This is a genomic window from Marichromatium sp. AB31, assembly GCF_003718685.1.
GTDB lineage: Bacteria > Pseudomonadota > Gammaproteobacteria > Chromatiales > Chromatiaceae > Marichromatium > Marichromatium gracile.
In genome coordinates this window covers 26,612-51,626 of record NZ_RHFI01000010.1, presented here as the reverse complement: position 1 = coordinate 51,626, position 25,015 = coordinate 26,612, and the positions used below count along the sequence as shown (strand labels likewise).

Sequence of the window (25,015 nt, the reverse complement as noted above, 5' to 3'; positions counted from 1 at the left end):
CCATCAGCACTCGTTCGCGCAAGACGCGTTGGTTCGACGGCTGATGACGCGACCGCCCCGAGGACCGGGATTCGGGCGAACGCCATAGCCTAGCCGGATCGACGCCCCGGGTCGAGCAGCCGACGTACGCCCTGCCCCACCCGGTCGCGCACGAAGGGCCACAGCCGCCCCTTCTCCCAGAGGATGCGGGCGAACATCCGCCCCTTGTCGCGCGGCGGGGTCGCCGGCGCGGAGCGCGCCACCAGGGTGATCGCACCCTGCGGACAGGCATCGAGACAGGCCGCGCAGCCGAGACAGACCGCCGGGTCGATCGCCGCATGCCGCTGCGCGCGCGCCACCCCGCGCAACCCTTCGGCCAGACCGATGCACTTGACGTTGCACACCGGGAAGCAGGCCCCGCAGTAGTCGCAGCGCTCGGGGTCGATCTCGGCGAGGAAGGGCGTCTTGGCGATACCGTCGCTGAAGCCCATCTGCACCCCGGCCATCAGCTCGCAGCAGCAGCGACAGCAGTTGCAGAGGAAGGAGGGCTGCTCGCGCACGTTGTCGGTGACATGGGTCAGCCCCAGCGAGCGCGCCAGCTCCAGCTTCTCCAGCATGGTCGGCAGGTCGCACTCGCGGGCGAAGCCACGGCGCACCAGGAAGCGCGCGCCCTCGCCGAGCACCATGCAGATGTCCTCGACCGGCGCGCCCTTGCGACAGTGCTCGCCGAGGTGCTCCTTCTTGTGGCGGCAGTAACAGAGGGTGACAGCGAGATAGTCGGCCTGCTCGAGGATGGCGCGCGCGTCCTCGTAGGCGGTGATGCGCGAGTTCACCGGCACGTGTTCGTCGTAGACCAGGGCGCGGGTGAGCTGGGTGGGACTGCCGAAGAACTCGGCGGGCTGACCCCCGCGCCCCTGCTCGTGCAGATACTCCGACATCAGCTGCGCCAGACGTTCGAGCGGCAGCTCGGTGTCGGCGCGTCGACGCATGAAGGTGAACTCCATGAAGCCGATCAGCCCGGGCACCAGCAGATAATAGGTGTGACCGGCGTAATCCATGTCCATCACCAGCCCCTTGTCGGCCATCGACTCGAGCACCGGCGCGAGCGCCTCGGCGGGCGTCCCGGTGCGCTCGACCAGCTCGTCGAGCGTAGCCTCGTGCAGCGGGAAGGCGGCGCCGACCCGCGCCTCCTCGGGCGAGAACAGGATCGACAGGATCTCGCGCAGATGGGCGTTATCGACCAACCCGATCGGGTACTGGTTGAGACGATCGATCAACGGGATCAGCGAGGACTTGCTACCGGCCAGATGGCCCATGGCGGGCTCCAGAGTCGAGGGTGACGGAGCGGCTATTGGAGCACGCCGCAGCACGCCGGCTCAAAGGGCCGGAGCGGACGACGAGAGTACCCACGACGAGATACCGTCTTGCCCGTCAATCGCCGATCATGACACCAGCCTCCCCGACTGGAGGCTGGAAGCTGATCGCTGGAAGCTGGTTTGAACCACGAAGGCGCCAAGGGCGCGAAGCTGGAAAGGGCTTCCAGCCGCCAGCCTCCGGCGAGGGAGCAGGGTTGTCTCGTACCGCCGCAGTTGACCGCACACCGACACCAGGGGCTGTTTGCTGAAGGCTGGTCGCTTTCTTCGCGTCCTTTGGGTCTTTGCGGTTCAATCTCCCGGCGGCTGGCGGCTGGCGGCTGGCGGCTGGCGGCTGGGGCGTCCCTACTCCATCCAGGCCGCGACCACGCGGTTGCGGCCCGTCTCCTTGGCGCGATAGAGGGCGCGGTCGGCGGTGGCGATCAACGTCTTCGGGTCGGGCTGCGAGGGATCATAGAGCGCCACGCCGATGCTGGCGGTCAGGGCATGACCGGGGAAGCGTTCACCGAGGAGCTGACCGCGGCGCTCGATTTGGTGGCGGATGCGCTCGGCATAGTTGAGCGCCCCACTCCCGCCGGTGTCGTGGAGCAGGAAGAGGAACTCCTCGCCGCCGTAGCGGGCGAGGAAATCGCTCGGTCGGGTCAGGCCGCGCATGGTGTCGGCGACGATCCGCAACACGTCATCGCCGGTCTGGTGGCCGAAACGATCGTTGAACGCCTTGAAGCGGTCGATATCGAGCAGCCCCAGGGCGAAGCCGCGCCCCGATTCGGCACTCTGGGCGAAGGTACTGTCGAGATACTCGTCGATCACGCTGCGGTTGTGCAGCCGGGTGAGCGCATCGATCTGCGCCCGGGTCCGCTCGCGGGCGAAGGTCTGGCTGCGTTCGATCGCGATCCCCAGCTCGCCGGCGACCACCCCCACCTCCTCGAGCAGGCGCAGGGTGAAGGGCTGTTCACCGCCGCCGAGCCACAGCACCCCGAGGATGCGTCCATTGCTCAACACCGGCACCGCCGCGGCCTGCTGCAACCCGAGCCGGTCGAGTAGCCGCAGGTTCTCCGGCGTATCCGGCACCAGCACCGGCTGACGCGCACGCAGCGCGCGCACCAGATCGCCGGTGAGCGCCGGGATGCTCAGCTCGATCGGTGCCGTCTCGCGCATCAGCAACGCCCGCGGCAGGGCGTGGGTGGTCACCAGGCTGCGACGGCGCGACTCGATCTGCATCATCAGCAGCTGCTCTATGCCGAACTCGGCGCGCAACGCCTCCAGGGTGGTGGGGATGAACTCGTCGGGTTCCAGGCTATGGTGCGGCGCGGTATGGCTGCTGCGCCCACCGTACGGCAACGGCGGCGCATCGTGGCGACACAGCCCGATGGCGGTATTGATCATGTTCGCGCGCAGCTGCATCACCGAGGGGAAGCGGACACCGTAGAAGCCGCCGATCTCGCTCACCTCGCGATCGGCCTGGGCGAGCAGCTCGGCCAGGTCGAGCTGATCGAGCGCGATCAGCGCCGGCACCTCGGGGGCGAGCAGCGGGCAGCCGACCAGATCGACCGAGCCGATCCCCTGGGTCCAGGCGATGAAGTCGGCCAGCGAGACGATCGCCACCTCGCGGGCGCGCTCGGCGTCGAGCCCGCTGTCGGCGATCGCGCAATGGTGCAGCGACTGCACCCGACAGATCAGCTCCGGCAGATCCCAGTCCCCGCACACCACCGCACCGACCTGATCGTGCGAGACGCCGAAGAAGGTCTGCTCGTCGTCGCGGATGGGGTTGCCGGAGTTGGTCGCGGCGGCGAGAAAGTCGCTGTAGCGCACCCGGCCGTGCGATTCGAGGATCACCTTGCCGAGATCGTGCAGCAGCCCGGCGGCATAGAGCGCGTCCGGATCGGGATGGCCGACGCGCTCACCGATGCTGCGGCTGAGGATGGCGACCAGCAGACAGTGCTGCCAGAAGTAGATGCGATCGAAACCGCCCTGCCCGCCGCGCCCGACCATGCCCTCGAAGAACAACGCGTGCAGCGCCGCCTGACGGACCGCCGAAAAGCCCAGCAGGGTGACCGCCCGCGAGATCGAGCGGATACGTCGGGGAAAACCGTAGAAGGCGGAGTTGACGACCTGCAGCACCTTGGCGGTGAGCGCGGGCTCGGTCTCGATCACCCGCGAGATGGCGGCGATATCGCTGCTCTCGTCGTTGGTCAGACGCAGCAGCTTGACCGCCGCCGCCGGTGCCGGCGGCAGCTCGCCGACATCGCCGCGCAGGGCCGTCCGTACCGCCCGCGCGGTCCACTCGGGATCATCCATGCAGCGCCGGCCCCGTATCGCAAAATCGGCTGGAGACATTGAATCATCTCTATCCTTGTGCGCCCACCGCCTGCCGCAGGCCCGGTAGACACGATGTCCTGCTCAACCAAAACATAATCACGCGCCGGACTCCATCCATGACAGACCAGCGCCGCATGACTGGCAACGAAGCGGCCCAGTATACCGGGCGTTGACGCCCGAGAAACGCCGCAGTTTGACAGAAGCGCCGCAAACGCCCGCCGGGCGGCGCCACACCGGCCCACCTTACCGTGGTCTAGCCGAGATGCGAATGGCTGACAACCTTGTCGAACGTGCCCCAAAAGATCGGCTTGCGACGGACGAGCGGTCCGCCGACGGAGCATCGACCCGACGACCACTCCAGCCGACCGAGACCGCAACGCAGCCCTCCCGAAGGAGGGACGACAACGCCACACATCGTGCCTAACGGCAATCCGGCATCCTGCAACGGGGCCATCTAGAGGAGGAATGAACGTCTAGCTGACCTGTCTTTTCATCAGAGAGTCGCGGTCATGGCCAAAGAGACGGCGACCGAGCGCCGCAGCCCACTCCGGGAGCGACGCTCATAACGAGCCGGGTGGGCTGCTGATGGTCGGGCGGTGCGGCGCGGCGATGCGCACGGCGGCCGCGCCCCGACGGGCCAGACGTGACCACAGCGAGGCGCGACGCGTTACGCCTGGATATAGGTGAAGCTCGGCTGCGAGGTGCGGATGTCCTCCACCCCGAGTGCGGCGACCTCGGGCCGGGCCGTATCCGTCTCGCTCTGGATCAGGCCCAACCGCTGTCTGGCGACCTCGCTGCCGGCCTCGGCCCCGCGCCGATACCAGCACTCGGCCATCCGCAGATCCAGCGGCACACCCTGGCCGGTGTGATAACAGACCCCGAGACTGACCATCGCGCCGCAGTCGCCGGCCTCGGCGCCACGTCGGAACCAGTCGAGCGCCACGTCGATGTCGCGCGCCACGCCCTGCCCGCCTTGATAGCAGATGCCCAGCAGCGCCATCGCTCGACCGTCTCCCGCCCGCGCGCCCCGGAGGTACCAGCGCACCGCTTCCTCGACGCTTTGCGGCACGCCCTGGCCGGTGGAGTAATGCACCCCGAGATGGACCATGGCCCGACCGTGACCGACCTCGGCGCCCCGGCGATACCAGCGCACCGCCTCGGCCGGATCGGCGACGACACCGTCGCCGCGCTCGTGACAGAGCCCGAGGTTGGTCATCGCCCGACCGACACCGGCCTCGGCCGCCCGACGATACCAGCGAACCGCCTCGCGCAGATTCACCGGCAGGCCCTGACCGGTGTGATAGCACACCCCGAGGTTCGACATCGCTCGCCCATCGCCGGTCTCGGCGGCGGCGATCAGCGCCCGCGTCATCTGCTCGGGGAAGGGACGGCGCGCCCGGTGGAGATGGGCGAGGATCGTCGACGCGGCCTCGACCAGGGCCTCCCAGGCCAGCGACTCCGGTGGGGCCAGCTCCAGCAGCCGGGCGGTCACCGGGTGCTCGGGAAAGTCTTGGACGATGCGCTGCAGGAAGCCTGCGGTCGCTCGGGGCGCCAGACGCCAGGCCCGGTCCATCAACTCCTCGGGGGCGACCCCCTTGTCGAAGGCGCTCAACACGAACCACTCGCCGAGCAGGTCGGGCAGCACCGGCGGAATCTGGTGCGAGGGGCCGGTGGCGCACTGATCGAGACAACCGTCGACCAACACCAGTACCTGACGCCGGAGGGTCGAACTCAACGGCGAGAGCAACCCCCGACGCACCGCGTCGACACAGTCGAGCCCCCCGGTGATGGTCGCCAGCACCGCCATGCGCTCGGCGCCGCTGCCATCGCCGAGACAGGGCAAATCGCCCTCCCCCAGACAACGCCGCCAGCGCGCGCCCTGCTCGCGATTGAGGGTCGCGGCCAGCAGGTCATCGCGCTGCCAGCCAGTGTTCTTGCCCCCGTCGGCGAGCATCTGCCCAAGAAAATAGGCATAGAGCGGGCGCCCCTCGCCATCGATCCGCGCCAGTTGCTCGGCGATCAGCGCCGCATCGGGCAGCATCGGCTCGGGCGCCGGCGCGGCCTGACGCGCGACCGCGCGGACGATCTCGACGAGCGCGGCCTGGTCGAGCTTGCACAGCTCGATCACCCCACGCTCGAAACGACTCTCCATCAGCACCGCATCGCTACCGTCGTGATGCTCGGCGAGACGGATGAACCACTCGGCCCGCGCCTCGCCGGCGATCGCCGGCGCAGAGTCGGCTCCGCCGACGGCATGACGCGCGCCTCCGATCCCGCCGCGGTCCCAACGTTGACGCTCGAGCAACAGCACGCGTACCCGACCGCGCCGTCGCCTGCGGATCAGCCGCGCACGGCGCGCCAGCCCCTGCAGCACCGGCTTGATCTCGGCCTCCCTGCCGATGATGTAGTCGATGACGATCAGGTGCGGCCGGTCCGGCCACCACTTGGTCCAACCGTCCCCGAACCGGCGAATGTCCTCGACATCGAGAAACCCGGCCACCCAGCCCTTGCCCTGCGCCTGATCGATCAGCTCCAACGCCAGGCGGCTCTTGCCCTGTCCGCCAGAACCGGCGAGCTGTAACCAGCAGAAGGCGCTCTCGGCCTTGAGAAAGCGCAGCAGCTCGCCCCACTCGCGGTCACGCCCGAGCACCGTCACCGCCCGCGCGCTATAGCGATTGAGGGTGGCCGAGTCGGTCGGCGTCGAGAGCAGCAGCCGCGCCTCGGCACCGCGCGCCACGGCGAGCCGCCGCCTCAACCAGGACAACACCGTGGCGACCGCCATCAGCACGGTGATGACGGCGGAGAGGGTTGCGAGCGGCTTGGACTGCTGGTCGAAGAAGGTCGCGATCCACCGGATCGCATGATCAGACCACTCACCCAGCCCACGCAGGACGTCGCGGGCGAGCAGATCGTGAAGCCAGTCCATGGCAGGCACTCCATCGCGCAATATCGTGTATGAAAACCCAAAGCGAGCCGGATCGACCGGACATCGGGGGCTGGAGATCAAGCCCAGCCCCGCCCCCGCCTTGGTCGACACCCTCGATCGCTAACCATAGCTAGAAACGATCGAAACACAAAGACAGGCCTGAGGACGAAGCGGCGTTGCTCAACGGCAGGCAATGCGCAAGGGACGAGAGCATCGACTCGATGGCCCTGCCCGAGAGCTGACGGTATCAGCGTTGGAGGCGGACGATGCAGCGGCTCGCCACACGCATCTCAAGGCATCAGGTGCGCGCCAGCGAACGAGCACGGTCGCGGGGAGAGTGATCATGAACGGCCCCGAGACCGCCGCAAGCAGGCCGGAAAGGCCCAACCCTCGGGCTCGGGGCGGAGAGAGGGACGCCCCTCTCGCTCAAGCAGGCCGGAAAGCCCTGGACACAACGAAAAACGGCCCGGACGCTGAACGTCCGGGCCGTTGCATTTTCTGGTGCGCCCTGTTGGGTTCGAACCAACGACCACCTGATTAAAAGTCAGAAGCAAGACGACCAAGGCTTTTAAATTCAATCGTTTATCGTCCCGCGCCGTGTCAATTCCTGCCGTGCGCTGCCTTCCCCGGGAGAGCGCGGCGGGAGTGTGGCACGATTTCGGCACGCCTCTACACCGCCTAAGAGACTTACCACCACCACCACCCCCGAGACAGATCGAGCGAACCAGGACAAGCTCGGCGCCTGCGGCGCGCCGGCGCTCAGCTATCGCTCCCCCGTCGAGTTCGTGCAACATGGAAAGGCTCAAGCACCTACTGCTCCCTTCCAGCAGTAGGGCTGTCTCCAGGATCACTGAACTCAGGAATTATCATGAAAAGGACAATGCTGACGCTTGCCGTCACACTCTTAGGGGCGGCTCCCGCCTACCCTGCTTTCGACGATCGCTGCGGCGGCACGCTCGCGGTGACCTGCCTGGTCGCCACCGAGATCGGCGCCCCGAGCGGGGTCCGTCCGATCGTCTGGCTCTGCTGACCAACCGCGAGGTGAACGACGCCGAAAGCGCCGCCGAACTCATCGACTGGTATCGCGCCCGCTGGGAGATCGAGCTGTTCTTCCGCGTGCTCAAGGAAGGCTGCCGCGTCGAGGCGCTGCAGCTGTCCGAGGTCGAGCGTATCGAGAAGGCCCTGGTCCTGTTTCTGATCATCGCCTGGCGCATCACCCGATTGATGCGCCTCGGGCGCACCCTCCCCGAACTCGATGCCGAGCTGCTCTTCGATCGCCAGGAGTGGCAGGCCGCCTACATCCTCAACCGCAAGAAGCCACCCAAGCGCGCCCCGACGCTCAACACCGTCATCCGCCTCATCGCGACTCTCGGCGGATTCCTCGGGCGCAAGCGCGACGGGGAACCCGGCGTCAAAACCCTCTGGATCGGCCTCCAGCAGGTCAGGGAGTTCTGCGAGGCGATGCAGTTCGTTCAAGAGCTTGGAGGCTTGGAGTGAGTTGTGTGTAAGGAGATGCCTTAAGACTATCACCCCTCATCTCTTCCCCCTACACCTCAATCTCCACCGTCTGCAACACCGGCGCCGGCCCCTGGATCACCCCGTCTCTGATGTAGACCGGATCGCCGATGCTGCCGCGCCCCCGTACCTGGGTCTGCTCGCCGCTGAGCAGGGTGACGGTGCAGCCGTCGCTGCTGGTGGCGGTGATGGTGCCGACGTCGGTGGGCGGCTCGGGGAGGAGTTGGAGCAGGCGGCGGTAGGCGTTCCAGGTGTTCATGTCGGGTGGCTCTCGATGCGGATGGATTGCCACACCTCGGGCAGGCGGCAGTCGAGCTCGACCGCGCGCGAGAGCCCGAGGCGGGTGGTGCCGCCCTCGGTGTAGCGGATGAGCTGGCCGGGGTGGATGATGCCGGTCTCGGGGTGGACCGGGGCGCGCAGGGTGATGTGGGCCTGGCGGCCGGTGTCGGCGAGCAGGCGCAGGCCGCGCTGGCGGGTCATGACGACATCGGTGGCGAGCGCGTCGACGCAGGTCGGGGCCTGGGTGTCGCCGGCGCGTCCGGCGCGGCGCACGCGGTCGCGCCGACCGCCCTCGCCGCCGCTGATCCACACCGCGTCGTAGTCCGGGCGCGCGATCCACTCGATGCGCTCGGTGTGACAGGCGTCCTCGGGCAGCGCGATGTCGGGGGTGGTCTCGGCCCAGGCCCAGGGCGGGCGCGGATACCAGGGCAGCAGGCGCAGCACCGGCTCGGTGTCGTGACCCTGGACATAGCCGCCGCCGGCCTCGGCGATGCGCGCGGCGGCCTCGATGAAGGTGCCGGTGTGGCTCCAGGCGCCGGCCGGGACGGTCCAGTCCTCCAGTTGCCAGTCGAGCGTCCAGCCGATCGGCACGCCGTTGTCGGTGAGTGCCGCGTCGAGCAGTTGGCGGGCGCTGCGCGACTCGGTGTTGGTGCGCGCGCGCGGCGCGGCGGTTGGTGCGCCGAGCACGGCGGCGCGGCCACGGCCGCCGAGGTCGAGCCAGTTGGAGCCGAAGCTCCGCGCGCGGGCGATGCTGTCGAGGCGCAGCCGGATCGGGTGGGCGTTGATGGTGGCGATCAGCTCGACGGCGGGCGCCTCGGGCTCGGCCTGGAGCCGCGCGAGCGCCGCGCCCGGCACCCGCGCCGACCAGCTCCACGCCCAGGCGTCGGCCTCGAGCGCGAGGCGCAGCGACTCGGCGGGGATCTCGGTGCCGTCGAGCAGGGTCAGGGTGACGGTGTTCCTCACGATATAGAGCCTCCGGATGGGGACGATGCGGGTTGCGGTCGGCGGCTCGGGCACCCAGGGTGGGCGCGGTCGCCCGTCGCAGCAGCCGGGTAGCTCGACATCAGTGCCGAGCGACGGGGTCGCGCCACAGGACACCCGGGTGCGCAGCAGTACCGCCGGCATGTAGCACGGCGTCCAGCGCCCTGGGAGCGGCCACATCGCCTCGGTGTGTGGGGTGCCGAGCGCGGTCTCGACGGGCTGCGCGACGTGGTGCCCGGCATCGATCCGGAGACCGATCGGTCGCGCCTCCTGTTGATCGAGACGCAGCCGGTCGCGGGTGCGCTCTCGATCGCGGTGCCCTGCCCTGGCGGCGGCCTGGATCGGGGCGGCCTCGGTGTGCGGAGCCCGGGTCGCCCGCCGCAGCCGACGGGTGTCGGCATGGGGCGCGGTGCGCGCGGCGCGGATCGGGCGCGCCTCGGCATGCGGGACCTGGGCGACCCGGCGCAGCCGTCGGGTCTCGCTGTGGCGCAGCCCGAGCGCCGGCCCCGGACGCGCCCGCGCCTGCCGGTGGCCGAGCGCTGCCGCGTGGCGGGTCGCGCGCATCTCGGTGCCGATGAGCCGCCAACCGCGGGCGGTGGCGCGCTGGTCACGCGCCGGGGCCTCGGCGCTGGGTCCGGTGGCGGCGGGGAGGGCCTGGTCCCGCGCCAATGTGGCGCGACCGCCGAGCCCGAACGAACCCGCCGGCGACGGCAGCACACTGGCGAGACGCGCCCGCTGGACCGTAGCGACCCGGGCGGCGAGCCCGAGGCTCGGCGCGGGGGGCGGTAGCGTGGCAGTGACACGGATCGGGATCGAGCGCTCGCGCGCTCGCAGCCGCAGACTCGGCGCCGACGCCGGCAGTAACACGCGCAGCCAGGAGCGATCCCGGGCGCCGCGCGCGACCATCTCCAACCTCGGACGTGCCGACGCCGGCACCACGGCCCGTAGCGTGGCGCGCACCACGTCCCCATCGGCGCACAGCCACACCCGGTCATCGAGCGCCGGTGGCTCATACCCCGCGAACAGGGTGACCAGTTGGCCGGGGGCGGGCGGCGCATAGACCACGACCGCCCCCGTCAACCCGATGCGGGAACGGTATAGGGACCGTGACAGACCGGGGCGCACCCGGTGGCGAGATAGGTGATGTCGTACTGCCCCGGCACCAGACGCACCGACCAATCGCCGGCGGCATCCGGGGTGGCGATGGCGACCGGCTCATGGCTGATCCAGTCGCGAACCAGCACCGAGTCGGCCGGGGTGCCGTCGCCACGACGCGCGCTGCCGTTGATCGGCTCGCTCGCCTCGCTATAGGCCTCGGCGCGATATCCGCCGTCGGTCAGCGTCAACAGCCGCCCCGGCGGCTCGAAGCCCGCCTCGTAACGCACGCCCAGGGTGACGCGCAGGTCCTCGACATAGCCGTGCCAGAAGTCACTGGGCGAGGCCCCGTCCCACTCCTGGCCGACGGAGAAGCGATCGGTCACCTCAAGGGTGTTGGGTGCGGCCGCCAGGTCGAGGATCCGCGTGCCATCGAGATAGACCTGCCAGGCCGAGGGACGACGCACCACGGCGAAGTGGAACCAGACGCCGATCGGCATCGCGGAGGGATATGACGTCGTCGCGGCGGCCTCGTCGCCGAAGTACTTGCTCGCATCGAACACCGCGCGGTTGGCACCCAGCGAGGAGTGGAAGCCGAACAGCACGTCCTGCCCGGCATTGTCCGAGGCACGGAAGAACCAGCCCTCGATGGTGAAGGCAGGCACCCCCGCCAGACACCTCGACAAGTCGTTGATCGTCACATAGGCACCACTGCCATCGAGATAGAGTGCGCCGGCCTCGGAGCGCGCGCCATCGACCGAGACCATCGCGCCACCGCGCAGGGACACCGGCAACCTCGCCCCGGAGTAGTCGACCAACTGCTGGGCGCCATCGCCGCCCCAACACGGCAGCAGCAAGACCACGTCGCGCCACATCGGATCGATCGCCATGCTCAGCCCTCCAGGATCGCGCTGGTCAGTCGGCAAAAGGCACCGTTGTAGAGCAGCGTGTCGATCAACCGGATCTCGCCGGCACCGGCCTCGTCCGAAACCGTGGCATCGGCCCACCATTGCCCTGCCCCATCGGTGATCCGCGCCCAGGTGACGGAGGTTCCGACGGCGGGGTCTGCGCCGTCGATCTGCCCCTCGAGCGGGACATCAAGGACGATCCAATGGGCACCTTCGTCGACTTGGCCGGCGGCGGCGGTCAAGGTCAGGACGACCACCGGCGGCTCGGCGGGCGGGTCTCCCGGGCTGGCCGGCGGCGGGTCGCCATAGAGCCCGAGGGTGGCGCGTTGCGAAGACTCGACGAGCAGCGCGAGCGAGGCGTGCAGGGCCGGGAGCCGGCAGGCGGCCTCGCGGGTTGCGAGATGGCTGGGCGATAGCTCCATGATGTCCTCAGGGTCGGTCGATGTTGCCGAGCGCATGGATCTCGCAGCCATCGGCGGCGGCGGGGTCGGCGGGCTCGTCGGATTGCTGGATCGAGCGCGCGACCCAGAACTCGGCGATGGCGCCGACGGTGTCGATGCGCACCACGTTGCCGGTGCTCCAGCCGCCGCCGTTGGCCGCGGCGGGGATCGTCATGTAGGGGGCGCCGGTGCTGTAGGCGCCGCCGCCGAGGTCGATCCGGGTGCGCGGGTTGATCGGCGCGATGTCTTCGCCGCCGGGGACGTAGACGCCCTGCCAGACGAGCCCGCGGTTTTCCGAGATCAACTCCCATTGGTCGCTGGCCGCGTTGGCGCAGCGCAGCACCCAGCGGTCGGTGTCGCAGCCCTCGTTGGTGACCTGGATGGGGTGGTCGATCAGGTTGAGGGTGGCGGTGGCGGCGCTGCCGCTGGGGGCGTCGGCCCACGCCCCGCTCCAGCTCGCCTGATCCCAGGTCGCCGAGACCCGGGCGCGGCGATCGCCGATGATCAGGCAGCCGGCGACGATGGTCTCCCCGGCCGGGTAGTCGTGGGTGAGCGGGCGCGAGAGCGCGAGCCAGCCGCTGATCTGGGCGTCGGTGACCTGGCGCAGGTCGCCGACGGTGTGGCGCACGGTGAGCGGCAGGGTGAGGCCGTCGAGGTCGGGGAACATGATCTGCCCGGAGGCGCGGTCGAGCTGGTAGCGCTCACCGCTGACCACCGCGCCCGTGGCGTCGGTCACCCGCACCCAGGCGAGCCGGGTGCGACCGAGCGCGGCGGCGACCCCGGCGCTGGGGCTGAGGGCGGTCTCGGCGGCGTGGAGGATCATCACCAGATCGCCAGGGCGGTAGATCGGCACCCGGCCATCGGCGGGCAGCCGGGTGCCGTCGATGCCGAGGATGTCGGCGTCCAGCGGCAGGTAGCTGTAGGCGACGGCGTTGTAGCGCAGGGTGGTGGGGTCGACCGCCAGCGGCTGCCAGACGTCCTCGGCATCGCGGGTGCCGAAGTGGACGGCGGCGACGCCGACGGCATAGTCGACCTGCCCTTCCATGCCCGCGCCCTGGATGCGCCCGTCGGCATCCGCGGTGGCGATCAGCTGGGTGCCGTCAAGGGTGGTGGCGATCACCTGCAGCGCCTCGGGCTTCAAGGGCGCGGTCGCGGTGCGGAAGCTCGCGGCGATCTGCCCCCACTGGCCGTAGCTGGTGAGGCAGCTCTCGACCGTGGGCGGCACGCTCGCCCCGCCCGGCCAGCGGCGCAGCGCGACCCGGCCGGCGGCATAGTCGAGGTCGGCGATCGCCGCGCCGGCGTCGTCGTAAAGCTTGCCGTCGCCGCGGTCGCGATAGAGCCAGCCGCCGAGACGCAGCCGCACCGAACCGGGCACGATCGGCGCCGACAGCGAGCGGGTGAGATCGACCCCGAGCACGCCGTCGGTGAGGGTCAGGGTCGCGCTCGCAGCGTCGGTGGTCGCCGCCCCGGTGAGCACGGCGGTGCCGCGGATCGGCTGGCCGAGGGCCGGGGTGTAGATGGCCTGCTGGGTGACCCACTCGCCGGTGGTGGGCGTGGCGGGCAACTCGTAATCGCTCGGCCCCAGACAGCCGATGCCGGGGTAGTAGCGCTCATCGCTGCCGCAGGTCGGAGTGCCGCCGGTGCGAATCTCGGTCATGCGCATGTCTCACCCCTCCGAGGTGGTCGTGACATAGACCTGTTCCGGCACCGCGAGGGTGCCGTCGATGGTGCACAGGCCGGTGGCATAGTCGACGCTACCGAGGGTCTGGCCGCTGACCGCCGTCGGCGGGTCGCCGACCAGGGTCGCATCGCCCGAGACCAGCGCGCCGGCGCCGTCGTCGTAGAGGGTGATCTCGACCACGGTGGTGGCATCCGGGGCGATGAAGGGCACCACCAGCGACACCCCGCCCGGGGTGAGCGCCTGGCCGAAGTCGAAGGTCTGGGCGGCGGTGACCGGCGCGCTCCGCTCGAGCTGCACCGGGTCGAGCTGGGCGTCCTCGGGGAGCTGATGGTCCCAGCGCAGGGTGAGTTCGGTCTCGGGGTCGGGCAGCTCGGTGAAGAACAGCCGCAGCCGCCCGGCGCGATCGATGCTGCCGCTGACGCCGGCACCGGTGATGCTGCCGTCGGGGGCGGCGCTCAGGGTGAGGGGGGTGGCGGCGCGCACATAGTCGACGCGCAGCGAGCCGGGGACATAGGGCCGCTCGGCCTCGGGCAGTTGGCGTTCGAGCAACGCGCCCCGGGGATCGACCGTCGCACTGGCCCCGGCGCGGATGCTGTAGTGCACCGGGCTCGCCCAGGTCCAGATCAGCTGCGAGCCGGCATCGGGCAGCGCCCCCAGGGTGACCGCCGCGGTGGCGGTGGCGGCGGTATAGGTGCCGGCGCCGAGGCTGGGATCGGTGCCGCCGAGGGTGCCGGCGCCGTCCTCGGCCAGCTCGTACCACACCCCTTGGGCCATGAAGGCGACGCGCAGCGTGCCCGGCGCCGGCGGCGGCGACAGGGTCTCGATCCAGTTGAGGCGGCGGTTCTCGGCGGTGACCGGGCGCGAGCGGGTGTGCGCCGGTTGCGCGACCTCGACCGCGTGACCGCCGCCGGCATCGACGTGCAGGGTCAGCGAGTCGGCCAGACGCTGATCGGGCAGCGGCGTCTCGGTCTGGCTGGCCGGGACGAGCTGGCTGTAGAGGCTCGCCGCGCGCACCCGCAGGTCGCCCGACTGGGCGGGCTCGGCCAGCGGCTGGGCGCCGCTGTAGCGCGCGGCGTCGGCCACCGTGGTGTCGCGCAGCCGCGCGCCCTGGTCGTAGTCGTAGAGGTCGTCGCGGCGCGGGGTGTGGCCGGCGAAGTCGTGGCGCAGCGCGTCCTTGAGGGTCAGGGTGACGACCCAGCGGGTGTAGTCGCCGTTGGCGTCGGTGAAGGTGGTCTCGACGGTCTCGACGTCGATCACGCGCACGTACTGCTCGACGGCATCGGCCGCGCCCTCGTGGTGGATCAGCACCAGGGTCTTTCCGATCGGCGGTAGCGCGGCGCCGGCGCGCTGGATGATGCGGATGGCGCGCATCCCGGCGATGTGGTCGTCGAAGAGCACGCCCGGCCACATCGGCCCCTTGTAGAGATAGGCCTGGACGCGGTCGGCGGCCTGGGCGCGGGTATCGAAGGGGTCGGCGGTGCGAAACAGGGTGTAGCCGACGGCGGGGTCGCGCGGCAGCGCGGTGAGGGCGAGCTTGGCGCCGCCGTAGAGGCTGGTGTCGAGGCTGCGCACCGCCAGCGCGAGCTTCCTCAGGTTGAAGCGGCCGTAGGCGCGGTCGAGGTCAGAGATATCCTCGAAGACGTTGTTGAGCGCGCCGTCGACGATCTCGCGCCCGGTGGCGGCGCCGCCGCCCTCGGGGACGTCGTCCATCACCTGGCTCTCGACGAAGACGATGTTTGCTTCCTGGATGGGCATCGGTAGGGTCTCAGGCCGCCACGGCGGCGGCGGTTTCGAGTGACGCGAGGAAGGCCTCGAGGGTGTCGGCGCTGGCCGCGTCGGCGACGCTGACGGTGCCGCCGGATGCGCCGTTGACGCTCAGACGCACGTCGATCGTGCGGCTCGCGCTCGCCGTGCCAGTGCTCCCCGTCGCACCCGAGGTCGTGCCGACGGTGCTCGCCGCATCGGTGCTCGCGCGCGCCGCGGACTCGGCCTCGAGGTTGGCCAGGGTCTCCTCGTGGCGCTGTCGCTCGGCGGCGATCTGCGCGGCCAGGGCGTCCTCGAGCGCCTGGTCCTGGGCGCGCACCGCCTCGAGCAGCCGCGCCTCGAGCGTGGCGATGCTGTCTTCATGGGCGCGATCGGCATCGCTCAGCGCGGCGCGCCGCGCGGCCTCCTCGGCCTCGGCCTCCGCCGCCTCGATCGCGGCCTGGGCCTCGGCCTCGGCGGCGCGCTCGCGCTCGACGGCCTGGATCTGCTCGAGCACCTCGAGCTGGTCCTCGAGCGCGCGGATCGCCTCGGTGTTGCCGTCGCGCTTGGCCTCGGCGAGCGCCATCTCGATCTCGAGGCGTTGCGCCTCCTGCTCGAGGAGCAGCGCCTGGAGTTGCTGGCCGTTGAGCTCGGCCCACTCGGCCTGCAGGTCGCGCAGCCCGGCTTGGGCTGACTCGGTGAAGTCGGCCATCTTGCGCCGCGCATCGTCGAGCGCCGCGCGCAACGGCTCCAGCTCCTCCTCGCCGAGGCGGTAGTTGGCATCGATCAGGCGGTCGAGCTTATCGGCATACTCGCTCAGGCCGATCGAGCCGGCGTCGAGCGCCTCGCCGAGCTTGCCGAACTCGGTCTGCAGCCGCTCGCCGCGCTGCGCCAGACGTTCGGCGGCGATCTCGGCCTCGATGACCTCCTGCTTGAGCTGGGTGATCGCGAGCACCACGGCATCGGTGTCGCGCAGCACGTTGAAGGCCATGTCGACGCGCTCGGCAAGCGCATCAGCCGTGGCGCCGGTCGCTTCCAGCTCGGCCTCGAGCTGGGCGATGCGCGCCGAGGCCTCGTCCACCGCGCCGTCGCCGACGAAGTCGCTCGCCTCCAGCGCCTGGATCGCACGGATCTTGTTGTCCCAGCGATCGAGGCCGCTGACGATCTCCTCGACGGCATCAGCCGCCGCCGAGGAGTAGCCGCGCAGATCAGCAATGGCGTTGCGGATCTGCTCGCGACTGTTCAGAAAGGCGATGTTGAGGTCGTTGCTCGACCCGACGACCCGCTGCACACCGTCGCTTGCATCCTTGGCGCTATTGCCGAGGTCGCGCTGGCTGTCGGAGAGGTTGCGGGTGGTGTCGGTGACGTTGTTGTTGATGTCGTTGAGCATCTGACGATGGCGCATCTCCTCGCGCATCGTCTCGATCTCGCGCAGGCGCGCCTCGATGCCGGCGTCGAGGTCACCCTTGAGCGCGGCGATCTGTTGCGCCTCCATGCCGGCGGCCTCGGCGTCGTCGAGCCGGGCAGTCGCTGAGGCGCGCGCTGCGGCCAGCTCCCGTTCCTTGGCTGCGATCAGCTGACCGATGCCATTGATTGCCGTGTCGCGCGCCTGCGCCTCCAGGCGCAGCGCCTCAGTCTCATCGCCGCGGGCGCGGGCCTCGTCGGCGAGGTGCTGGAGGTGATCGACGCGCAGGTCGATCTCGGATTGGAGTTGCTCGGTGGCGCGCTCGGCGGCGGCGAGTTCGAGCTGACGCTCGGCAGCCAGATCGCTGAGCGCCTTGGCGTATGCCTTGGCGACATCCTCGGCGCTCATCAGGGCGTCAGTGTTGCCGTCTACGGCATCGCCGTGCTCTTTGAGCGCGTCGGTGCTTTCCCCAGCCGCCTCCTCGAGACCCTTGGCGTCGCGCACCAGCCAAGCTATGGCCTTTGTCGCGCCCTCAGCGTTGACCCCCATGCTGTCAAGCTGGCCGATCAACGCGCCGACGGGGTTGCTGGCTACCTTGAGTGCGGTATCCATCACCCCCAGGGTGCTGGACATCTGCTCGGCGCGCTGGTTGGGCGCCTCGATCGCGTTGGCCAGCTCGGTGAGCGCCCCGGCCAAGCTGGTGGTTCGCCCGAGCAGCCCGGAGTCCTCGGCAAGGCTTGCGGTCAATCGGCCCACGGACTCGTTAAGCGCGTCCAGTGCCGTGCTCGCGTTGCCCGCGCGCGCCTCCAGCGCGCCGGCGAACTCGGTCTCGCCGATCTTGCGCAGGGCGTCCTGGATGGCCTTGGCGTCGTTCTCGATCTCGACCGTCGTGCCCTTGAAGGACAGTGCGACGCGTTCGCCCTCGACGGTCGCCTTGATGCCGAACTCCTTGAGGCGCTCGAACTCCCCCACGGAGGCGTCGGCCACGGCCTCGATGAAGTCCATGATGGACTTGCCCGAGTTGCCGGCAGCGACGTTGGCGTAGGCTTCCAATGCCTCCCGCGAGGGGTCGAGGCCGAGGTTCTTGAGGCGAATCCAAGCCTGGGCCAGCTCGTCGGCGCGCACCCCCAGGTCGTCAGCGGTGACCCTGAGCGCCCGCATGACCTCGTCAGCCTCTTCGACGCCTCCGGCGGCGAAGGCGAGATCGCTGCGCAGGTCCTGGGCGCGCATGCCGGCGTCGAGTAGCGTGGTAGCCAGGTCCTTGATGGCGTCTAAAGTGACAGCGCCGGCAGCGATTCCAGCCGCCGCCTTGGCCAAGCCACCAAGGGCGGCGCCAGCCCCGTTGGTAGCGTCAGTGGCGTCTCTAGCCTCGTCGGCAATGCGATCCAGACCGTCACCTGCCTGCTTCCCCGCTCGCCCACCCGCAGCGCCGACGCGATCCAGGCCGCGCTCAGCCGCAGACGCCGCCTCGCCGCCGAGCGTTTCCAGCGGCGAGGCGGCGTCTGCGTCGGCCTGACGGGCGGCGTCGCCAACACCACCGAGTGAGGACTTGACGCCATCGAGCGCGGCCTCGGCCTCGCTGCTGTCGGCGTCGATGCGGAGTTTGAGCTTGAGATCGTCTGCCATGCTGGCAGCATCGCTGCCAGACGGGCACCTGTCAGTGAAAACGGGTTAGCGGGGCGGGCGCTGCGCGGCGCCTTCCCTGGCGCCGGTCTGGCCTCAGTGCCGGCGCTGCTCGGTCGGTTCGGCGACCTCGGGATAGTCCCGTCCGGCCTGGGCGCGCGCCGCCAGCTCTTCGAGGTCGCGCTCCATCCAGCCCGAGAGCGTGTGTGCGATCTCGCCGCGATCCTCCTTGGCCGATCGCATCAGGCGTGCGCGCCAGTCCTCGATCAGCGGCTCGGCCTGTTCGCGCCGGCGCACCACGCGGCGCAGCACCTCCAGCTCGGCCTCGTTGCGCATCTGGACCAGCGGTTCGACGGCCTGCAGGATGCGCCGCATCTCCTGGGTGAGCACCGGGAGGTTGTCCACCGTGAAGCGGTTGGGCGAGCGCACCCCGGTCGCATCGCGCAGCGCGTACCACACGCCCTGGGTCCACGCCTGCTCGTAGTGGAAGCGATGGCTGATGAGCCAGATCACCCGCCGCAGGTTGGCCATGTCGTTGTTGGTCAGCGGCTCGGAGGCGGGGCGCCGGGGCGCGTGATCGGCGTTGGGGACGCCGCGCAGTTCCATGCTGGCCATGTACACGATGGCGTCGGCGAGCCGGGTCCGTGGCAGCTGGCTGTACTTGGCGATGCGGAACTTGTTGTGCAGCCGCGACCAGATCTCGGCCAAGCCCTTGCCTTGGAGTGCGGGCGCGAGGTGGGCGACCTTGCGTTGAGCGAGTTCGGAGAGGGTTTGCTGCTCGGAGGGGAGCAGGGTCTCGATCGCGGCGGCGTGCCCGGTCATCACCGCGTCGAAGGTGCGGATGACCTTGAGGTGGAAGCTCGGGCTGATCCACATGGCGTAGCTGTAGACCAGCTCGCGGACGACGTAGGTGCCTTGTTTCTCGGGGTCTCCACCTCGGATGACTATAACTGGTTGTTTTTGTTCCGTTCCTCGAATCTGAGGAACGGTCAGCTCGGCGATCAAAGCCTGTGTCTGCTGTCCTCTCAGCCAGTTTGCCGGCTGGTTTTTGGCGTCTCCACCTGACGCTAAATGCAGATCCTTGAGGCTATAGCGCCCTTCGGCGTCTTGGCGGATGGTGATGTCGCCGATCGAGATGGATGGGGAGTTTTGGATAGCGGCCATGATGACCTCCGTTGATTGCTTCCACGCGAAACGCCCCGAGGGGCGGCCAGGAGGGTGGAACGGCTCAACGAGACCGCGCAGGTATTTCCGGTTTCCCGGTCTTGTATTTCCCGCACTCCCGGCCAGCGAAATCTGGCGCGGGCGCACAAACAAAAATACCGCATGTCTGACGGGTGCGGTGTCCGCGTTGAAGAGGTTTCCACGCCTCTGGCGGAAAGCATAGGAGGGTCTGCGGGAGGGTGTCAAGCGGCTGCGTCGTCAGACGCCGCTTGCCCTCCCTCAAAGATTAACCAGCGCCTGAGTTGCTGGATGCGGCGCGAGGCTGGTTATCTTCCATGAAAGCCCAGACTAGCGCTGCAGCCCAGCCAAAGAAGGTCCAGCCGAGAAGAAGGTTGAGCGCGATGAGCGCCTCGATTTTGCTGTGACGCCGTATCTTCGCGACTATTGCGGGCAGGAAATATACGGCAAAAGCAGCAGCACCAAACGCCAGTATGTAGGCGACTCCCGCGATAGCGGTGAAGATGGGTGCATCTGCCGGCTGAGCCGAGGAAACAACTACCGACAGCGCTACGACGCCCGCAATCGACAGCCAGACGACGTGCCCAGGGGGTAGCTTGCTGGTGCTTTTCTTGGGGCCCTGCCTGCGCACCGGTTTAGGCGTGTACTTGGGCCGCCCCGTATTCTCCGCCCCGCAACTCTGGCACACCCAGGTCACCGCATCCTTGCTCGTCATCGTCTGGTAGCCGCACTTCCGGCAGTGCCGCCACTCCATGTCAGTTACGCCGCCCATGGCCCCTCCCTTGCGACTCCTTGGATTGATCGCTCTGGAGTATCGCCCTACACCACCAACAGCATCAAGGTCACCCGCCAGTACGGCGTCTGATCCGCGGCATAGAGCACGGGCTCGGCGAGGATGGCGCGTCCGTCACTGTCGTAGCGCCACCGGACTTGGTGGCTGTGGCCGTGGCGCTCAAGCGTCATCTCGAGGTCGGGGAACGCGGCCCAGGCGCTGAGGGTGTCGAGCTGGGCGCGGTCGATCCAGGCGGCGTCCTCAGCCCAGGGGCGGAGGGTGAGGGCGCGATATTGCAGGGTGGCGACCTGGACCAGGGCTGCGCCACTGAGGCTGGGGGTGATGCTCTGGCGCACGCCGGTGCGGGCGTGCTCGTCCTCCCAGTAGAGATCATCCGGGAGGTCGAGCGCGGCGCCGGTATCGAGCCGGGTGAGGCGCATCAGGGGTGTCAGACCATCTGCACGCGGAAGTACTTGGACTTGCCGGCACCGGTCTTGGTGGGGTCGAGCAGCACCTTGCCGGTGACCTCGAGGGCGGCGAAGTCGTCGCCGAGCATGGAGAGGTTGGTGGCCGCGCCGATCTTGAGGCGGAAGATGTCGAGCACCACCGGGCTGTTGGAGTTGGCCTCGTTGAGGCCACCGAAGGACAGCTCGTAGACCGCGCTGCCGCCGGCGAGCGCCTCGATGGCGTTGTAGCCGGCGTGGGTGTAGTCGACGAGGATGGCGGTACCGTCGGCGATGGCGCCGTCGAGGATCAGGATGCCTTCAGGGCGGACTTCGTAGTCGGCGCCGGCGACATAGGTGGTGCCGGCGGGGTCGGAGGTGACGGTGACCTCGGCGGGCCCCGGGTGGGCGAGCCGGATCAGCCCGCCGGGGTGGGCGGTGTGGGCCTCACCGGTGACGCTTGCCCCGGTGACGGCGTTGGTGGTGCCGTAGACGGCGCGGGCGAGGTTGTCGGGGTCGAGGTCGTGGAGGGTCATCTTGGCGTTGATGCCGGTGATGCGCGAGACCGAGGCCCACTGCCCGCCGCCGGGCTGGGTGTAGTCGGTGAGGGTCTTCTCGTCCTCGCTGATCTCCAAGTCGAGCGCCGAGACGTTGCCGATGGCCTTGAGCGGGGCGTCGCTGCCGGCCAGGCGCAGGTAGACCTGGCCGGCGTTGAGGGTGGGTCGGTAGGCTTGGGTGGTGATGGGCATGAAGGGTCTCCGTTAAGCGGCGGTCGTCTTGCGGACGAGTTCTGTGGTGAACGCAAGCGGCACCATCTGGTAGCCGGTGTCGTATCGCGGGGTTGGCAGATCGGTGAGCGTCAGCGGTTGGCTGGTGCCCTCGGGCTGCCAACCCATCAGCGCCTCGAGCACGCCATCGGCGAGCGCGCCGGCGTCATTCAGCGCGGCGGCACCGCTGGCCAGCTCGCGGAGGTTGCGCGCCACGCACACGCACAGCCAGCGCTGGGTGATGCGCGCGGCACGGGCGTCAGGGCGCGACTGGGCAATGGCGCCACCGTCGTAAATGACGTAGATGGCGGGGGCGATCTGGGTGGGCCGCGCGAAGTCCTCGGCGCTACGCCCCTCCAGAACCTGCACGGTCGCGGGGAGGTGCGCGGCGAGGCGCTCGACGATCTCGGGGCCGAGGGCGAGCAGCGAGGGCATCAGTAGTCCTTCAGGGTGTCGTGCCTGAACTGCCGCTCAGGCGCCCAAGCGACAGGTGCACCAGCACCGCCAAGCGGCGCGACGCCAAGAGTTTCGGTGCCGGCACCGACGCGCTCGAGGAAGCGAACGGCGGCCTCGGCACGACGATTGACCGGATCGTCGTCGGCCAGCACGCCTTCGTCGTAGAGGCGGTAACGGGCGATGTCCGTGGCGTAGGCGGCCAGCAGGCGCGATTCGTCCTCGCTGAGTACGCGCCCGGCGCTCACGCGCCCGATCATGGCGTTGGCGGTATCGACCGCCGCCTGGATGGTCGCCGCCGCGGCGTCGGCCGCTGCCTGCTCCTCAGGCGTCCAGCCCGCGCGATCCTCGCCGCGCAAGGTAGCGAGGAGCAGGTCGTCAGGCGGCGGCGCAAACCCCGGTGGCGCGGTGATCTGCGCCAGGCCATGGATGCCGTGAATGCGCGCGAGGTCGAGCGGCGTGATGGTCATGGCGGCGCGAGGGTTACGGCGTCTTCAGGTCCATCACGTTGGAGAACAGGAATCCCGCGTCCATCGCAGTGAGGACGTGCTGATACTCGTCGATGACGTCATAGACCCAGGTCTTGGTGTCGGCGTCCCAGCGCCCCGGCTCGACCATCGGGTGACCCTGCAGGTAGTACTCGTAGCCATAGCTCGGCACCTCGATGTCGCCATCGCCGGTAACCGTTGGCACATAGGCCAGGATGGCGACGTTGCCCCAGATATCCTTGAAGTCGCCGCCATCGGCATCCTTACCCTCCACCACGGTATCGGTCCCCTCGACGAAGCGGGCGACGCCGAAGAACTCGGCGATCTGGGCGTCGGTGACGCGATCCGGGCGGGTGTTGCCGGTGAAGAAGTTGCTGATGATCGCCTCGCTGCGGCGCAGTCGGCGCGCCACGGCGGGGCCGACCGCGAGCACGTTGGCGCGACGCCCGGTCTTGGAGCGGATCATGTCCTGGGCGGCGTCAGCATCGGCGCTGATCGCCGCCGAGGAGCCGTTCCAGCGCGAGACACCGGTCAGAGCGGAGTGGTTGGAGGCGGCGTAGCTCGTGGGGTTGGAGGCGATGGTGGCGGCCTTGATCTCCTTCTCGCGCTCGATGACCTCTGCGGGGAGCGCCATGGCACGCATCTGGAGGTTGACCGACGGCACGCCTTCAGCCTCCTGCAGCAGCTCGCGCGGCACCTCGCCAGCAAGCGCGTGCTGGAAGAGATTGACCGAGTCGCCGGTGTAACCGACCCGGACCCGACGGATGCGATCTCCCGGGGCGCGCTCGGTCGGGTGACGCCGGAACGCCTCCTTGCCAAAGCGCACGATCTTGGCGCCGCGCTTGGCGATCGGGGCGCGCGGGAAGAGCACCGAGCCGATGCGTTGCACATCGGGGTTCTTGTAGCCGCGCACATGGTTGGTCAGGACCGGATCGACGATGCGGGCGTTCTGGGTGTTGAGAGGCATGGAGGGCTCCTGATCAGACCGCGCTCAGAGCGACGGCGCCGGTGTTCTTGATGACCTTCCAGGTCACATCATCGAGGGCGCGCAAGACCAGCTCCTCACCGATGGCGTCGAAGGTTGCGGTGTTGCTGGTCAGATCGTCGAAGGTGGCGCCCTCAGCAAGGGTCAGCACCACGCTACCGCTATCGAGGGTGTCGACGCGGATGGTGACCTGCTGTCCTGGCTGCGGCGCGGCGAGCGTGAGGCCACCGATACCGGTGCCGCCGGTGATGAGGGCGACACCCTTGGGGGCGATGGCGCCGTCGCTGTCGTAGTAGACCGGGCGCACACTGCCCGGCTGGAGCAGCATCACGGACACCAGGTCGCCAGCAGCGGTGGCGTCATCTGTCGCCAGCGCATACCCGGTCGAGGCGCGGATGCCGCGGCCCTCGGCGTCCGGGGCGAGCAGCTCGCCGGCGCTGAACGCCTCGCCGGCCTCGAGGATCTCGTCGCCGAGCAGAGTGACGGCATAGACCTCCTGGATATCCGGCGGCGTGATGCCGAGCGGGATGTCGCCGGCTCCGGCCTGGGCGCCGTCGGCACGAGCAAAGCGGTGCGGGTTGACGGTGCCGACGGCCGTCAGGGTGCGGGTGAAGAGGGGAAAGCGTTGCATGTCAGGCTCCTTGAACAGTCAGGACGGCGTCGGCGTAGGACACGCCAGGGTGGGCCTCCTGGTAGGCCAGCGCCCGGCCGTGCAGCGCGAGACGCTCGGGGTCGACCTGGGCCTCGGCGGGCGCGGCAAAGCGGCCCTTGCTGGACGGCGACCCCTGCTCGGGCGCGGCACGCTCGGCAAAGTCGACCTGCTGCGGGAGGGTGGAGAGGAAGCCTGTGAGCCAATCGAGCGCGGCACCCTTGAAGGCGCTATCACCCTCGCCGAACTCGATCGCGGTCTCGGCAGGTTGGGCGGCGAGAAATTCGATCAAGCCGTCGCGGTCCTTGGGGAGTAGTCGACCCTCGGTGATGAGGCGCTCGGCGAACTCGACATGAGCGCGACGGCGGGCGGAGGCTTCCTGCTCGGCCAAGGCCTTCTCGCGGGCGTCGAGTTTGGCTTGGCGAGCCGCCAGCGCAGCCTCGCGCTCGGCGAAGTCGACGGCGTCCGGCTTGAGGGGTTCGCGCTTGGGCGGGGTGTTGGATGGCTTGTCCATGGGCTCCTCTGGGGGGTGGGGGTCGGCGAACTCGAGCGTCACCACGCCCGCCTCTTCCTCGCCGAACTGGGCATCGCGCAACCCCTTGACTGCTGGCGGCTGCGCACCAAGGAAGCCGACATGGCGCAGGTAGTAGGTGCCGGGCGCCGGGTTGGCCTCAGCGTCGGGGTGGTAGAAGGAGGCGGAGATCTTCTTGTAGCGCCCGGCGGCGACCAGCTCGGCGAAGGCCGGATCGATCTGGTCGGGGACGGCGCGCAGGGTGGCCCCATCGCGCACCAGGGTGCGGACCCAGCCGTAGGCCGGGGCATCGTGCTTGGGATGGCCGACGACGATGGGCGCTTCGTGGAGGGCTGGATCGTAGGCGCTGACGGTGGCCTCGAGGTCGGCCTCGGAGAAGGACAACTTGACCCCACTCATCGCGGTGTGCGCGCCGGCGCTGAAGATGTCGATAGCGTTCATGTGGCCGAGTGTGGTCACGCGCACGCGTCAGGTCAG

General features: G+C 69.4%; 20 protein-coding genes. 1 reads left to right on the top strand and 19 read right to left on the bottom strand.

Features of this window, described 5'->3' with window-relative positions:
• Positions 1-89: 89 nt before the first annotated feature.
• From EBL84_RS09370 to EBL84_RS09360, 3 genes are all read right to left on the bottom strand, one after another.
• Complete coding sequence (locus EBL84_RS09370; RefSeq protein ID WP_123140584.1) at positions 90-1,295, bottom strand: 4Fe-4S binding protein; 1,206 nt, start codon at positions 1,293-1,295, stop codon at positions 90-92.
• Positions 1,296-1,697: 402 nt separating this feature from the next.
• On the bottom strand, positions 1,698-3,650 hold the full coding sequence (locus EBL84_RS09365; protein WP_123140583.1) for an HDOD domain-containing protein: 1,953 nt from the start codon (positions 3,648-3,650) through the stop codon (positions 1,698-1,700).
• A gap of 688 nt (positions 3,651-4,338) precedes the next feature.
• The gene (locus tag EBL84_RS09360; RefSeq protein ID WP_123140582.1) at positions 4,339-6,597 is read right to left on the bottom strand and encodes a tetratricopeptide repeat protein; all 2,259 of its coding nucleotides are present in this window, start codon (positions 6,595-6,597) and stop codon (positions 4,339-4,341) included.
• 792 nt (positions 6,598-7,389) lie between these two features.
• Between EBL84_RS09360 and EBL84_RS17310 the strand changes: the two genes are divergently transcribed.
• Positions 7,390-8,094 (top strand): IS4 family transposase, encoded by a 705-nt coding sequence (locus tag EBL84_RS17310; protein ID WP_123140581.1) that lies wholly within the window; start codon positions 7,390-7,392, stop codon positions 8,092-8,094.
• A gap of 49 nt (positions 8,095-8,143) precedes the next feature.
• On the opposite strand, the gene EBL84_RS09350 is transcribed toward EBL84_RS17310, so the two are convergent.
• From EBL84_RS09350 to EBL84_RS09280, 16 genes are all read right to left on the bottom strand, one after another.
• Positions 8,144-8,371: a hypothetical protein gene (locus tag EBL84_RS09350; protein ID WP_062273850.1), complete on the bottom strand. Its 228-nt coding sequence runs from the start codon at positions 8,369-8,371 to the stop codon at positions 8,144-8,146.
• Complete coding sequence (locus EBL84_RS09345; RefSeq protein WP_148040286.1) at positions 8,368-10,452, bottom strand: hypothetical protein; 2,085 nt, start codon at positions 10,450-10,452, stop codon at positions 8,368-8,370. Before EBL84_RS09345 ends, EBL84_RS09350 begins: the two co-directional genes overlap by 4 nt.
• Positions 10,449-11,357 (bottom strand): LamG domain-containing protein, encoded by a 909-nt coding sequence (locus EBL84_RS09340; protein ID WP_190287928.1) that lies wholly within the window; start codon positions 11,355-11,357, stop codon positions 10,449-10,451. The genes EBL84_RS09345 and EBL84_RS09340 overlap by 4 nt, the downstream gene beginning before the upstream one ends.
• A gap of 2 nt (positions 11,358-11,359) precedes the next feature.
• A complete protein-coding gene (locus EBL84_RS16905; RefSeq protein WP_148040285.1) occupies positions 11,360-11,797 on the bottom strand; it encodes a hypothetical protein in 438 nt (145 codons plus the stop codon).
• Between the two features lie 7 nt (positions 11,798-11,804).
• Positions 11,805-13,472, bottom strand: coding sequence for a hypothetical protein (locus tag EBL84_RS09330; protein ID WP_223806989.1), 1,668 nt, complete (start codon positions 13,470-13,472; stop codon positions 11,805-11,807).
• A 9-nt stretch (positions 13,473-13,481) separates the two neighbouring features.
• Positions 13,482-15,251 carry a hypothetical protein gene (locus tag EBL84_RS17305; RefSeq protein ID WP_223806988.1) on the bottom strand — a complete coding sequence of 590 codons (1,770 nt, stop codon included), beginning with the start codon at positions 15,249-15,251 and terminating at the stop codon, positions 13,482-13,484.
• Between the two features lie 10 nt (positions 15,252-15,261).
• Positions 15,262-18,270, bottom strand: a complete 3,009-nt coding sequence (locus EBL84_RS09325) for a phage tail tape measure protein (RefSeq protein WP_148040284.1) — start codon at positions 18,268-18,270, stop codon at positions 15,262-15,264.
• Positions 18,271-18,363: 93 nt separating this feature from the next.
• Positions 18,364-19,677 carry a KilA-N domain-containing protein gene (locus EBL84_RS09320; protein WP_223806987.1) on the bottom strand — a complete coding sequence of 438 codons (1,314 nt, stop codon included), beginning with the start codon at positions 19,675-19,677 and terminating at the stop codon, positions 18,364-18,366.
• A 40-nt stretch (positions 19,678-19,717) separates the two neighbouring features.
• Complete coding sequence (locus EBL84_RS09315) at positions 19,718-20,221, bottom strand: superinfection immunity protein (RefSeq protein ID WP_223806986.1); 504 nt, start codon at positions 20,219-20,221, stop codon at positions 19,718-19,720.
• A 47-nt stretch (positions 20,222-20,268) separates the two neighbouring features.
• Positions 20,269-20,661: a hypothetical protein gene (locus tag EBL84_RS09310; protein WP_123140575.1), complete on the bottom strand. Its 393-nt coding sequence runs from the start codon at positions 20,659-20,661 to the stop codon at positions 20,269-20,271.
• An 8-nt stretch (positions 20,662-20,669) separates the two neighbouring features.
• Entirely contained in the window at positions 20,670-21,413 is a 744-nt protein-coding gene (locus EBL84_RS09305; protein WP_123140574.1) for a hypothetical protein, read from the bottom strand.
• A 12-nt stretch (positions 21,414-21,425) separates the two neighbouring features.
• On the bottom strand, positions 21,426-21,866 hold the full coding sequence (locus tag EBL84_RS09300) for a hypothetical protein (protein WP_123140573.1): 441 nt from the start codon (positions 21,864-21,866) through the stop codon (positions 21,426-21,428).
• The gene (locus EBL84_RS09295; protein ID WP_123140572.1) at positions 21,866-22,354 is read right to left on the bottom strand and encodes a phage protein Gp36 family protein; all 489 of its coding nucleotides are present in this window, start codon (positions 22,352-22,354) and stop codon (positions 21,866-21,868) included. The genes EBL84_RS09300 and EBL84_RS09295 overlap by 1 nt, the downstream gene beginning before the upstream one ends.
• 13 nt (positions 22,355-22,367) lie before the next feature.
• On the bottom strand, positions 22,368-23,339 hold the full coding sequence (locus EBL84_RS09290) for a hypothetical protein (RefSeq protein ID WP_123140571.1): 972 nt from the start codon (positions 23,337-23,339) through the stop codon (positions 22,368-22,370).
• 13 nt (positions 23,340-23,352) lie between these two features.
• Positions 23,353-23,988, bottom strand: a complete 636-nt coding sequence (locus EBL84_RS09285; RefSeq protein ID WP_123140570.1) for a capsid cement protein — start codon at positions 23,986-23,988, stop codon at positions 23,353-23,355.
• 1 nt (position 23,989) lies between these two features.
• The gene (locus tag EBL84_RS09280; protein ID WP_123140569.1) at positions 23,990-24,979 is read right to left on the bottom strand and encodes a peptidase; all 990 of its coding nucleotides are present in this window, start codon (positions 24,977-24,979) and stop codon (positions 23,990-23,992) included.
• Positions 24,980-25,015: the final 36 nt, after the last annotated feature.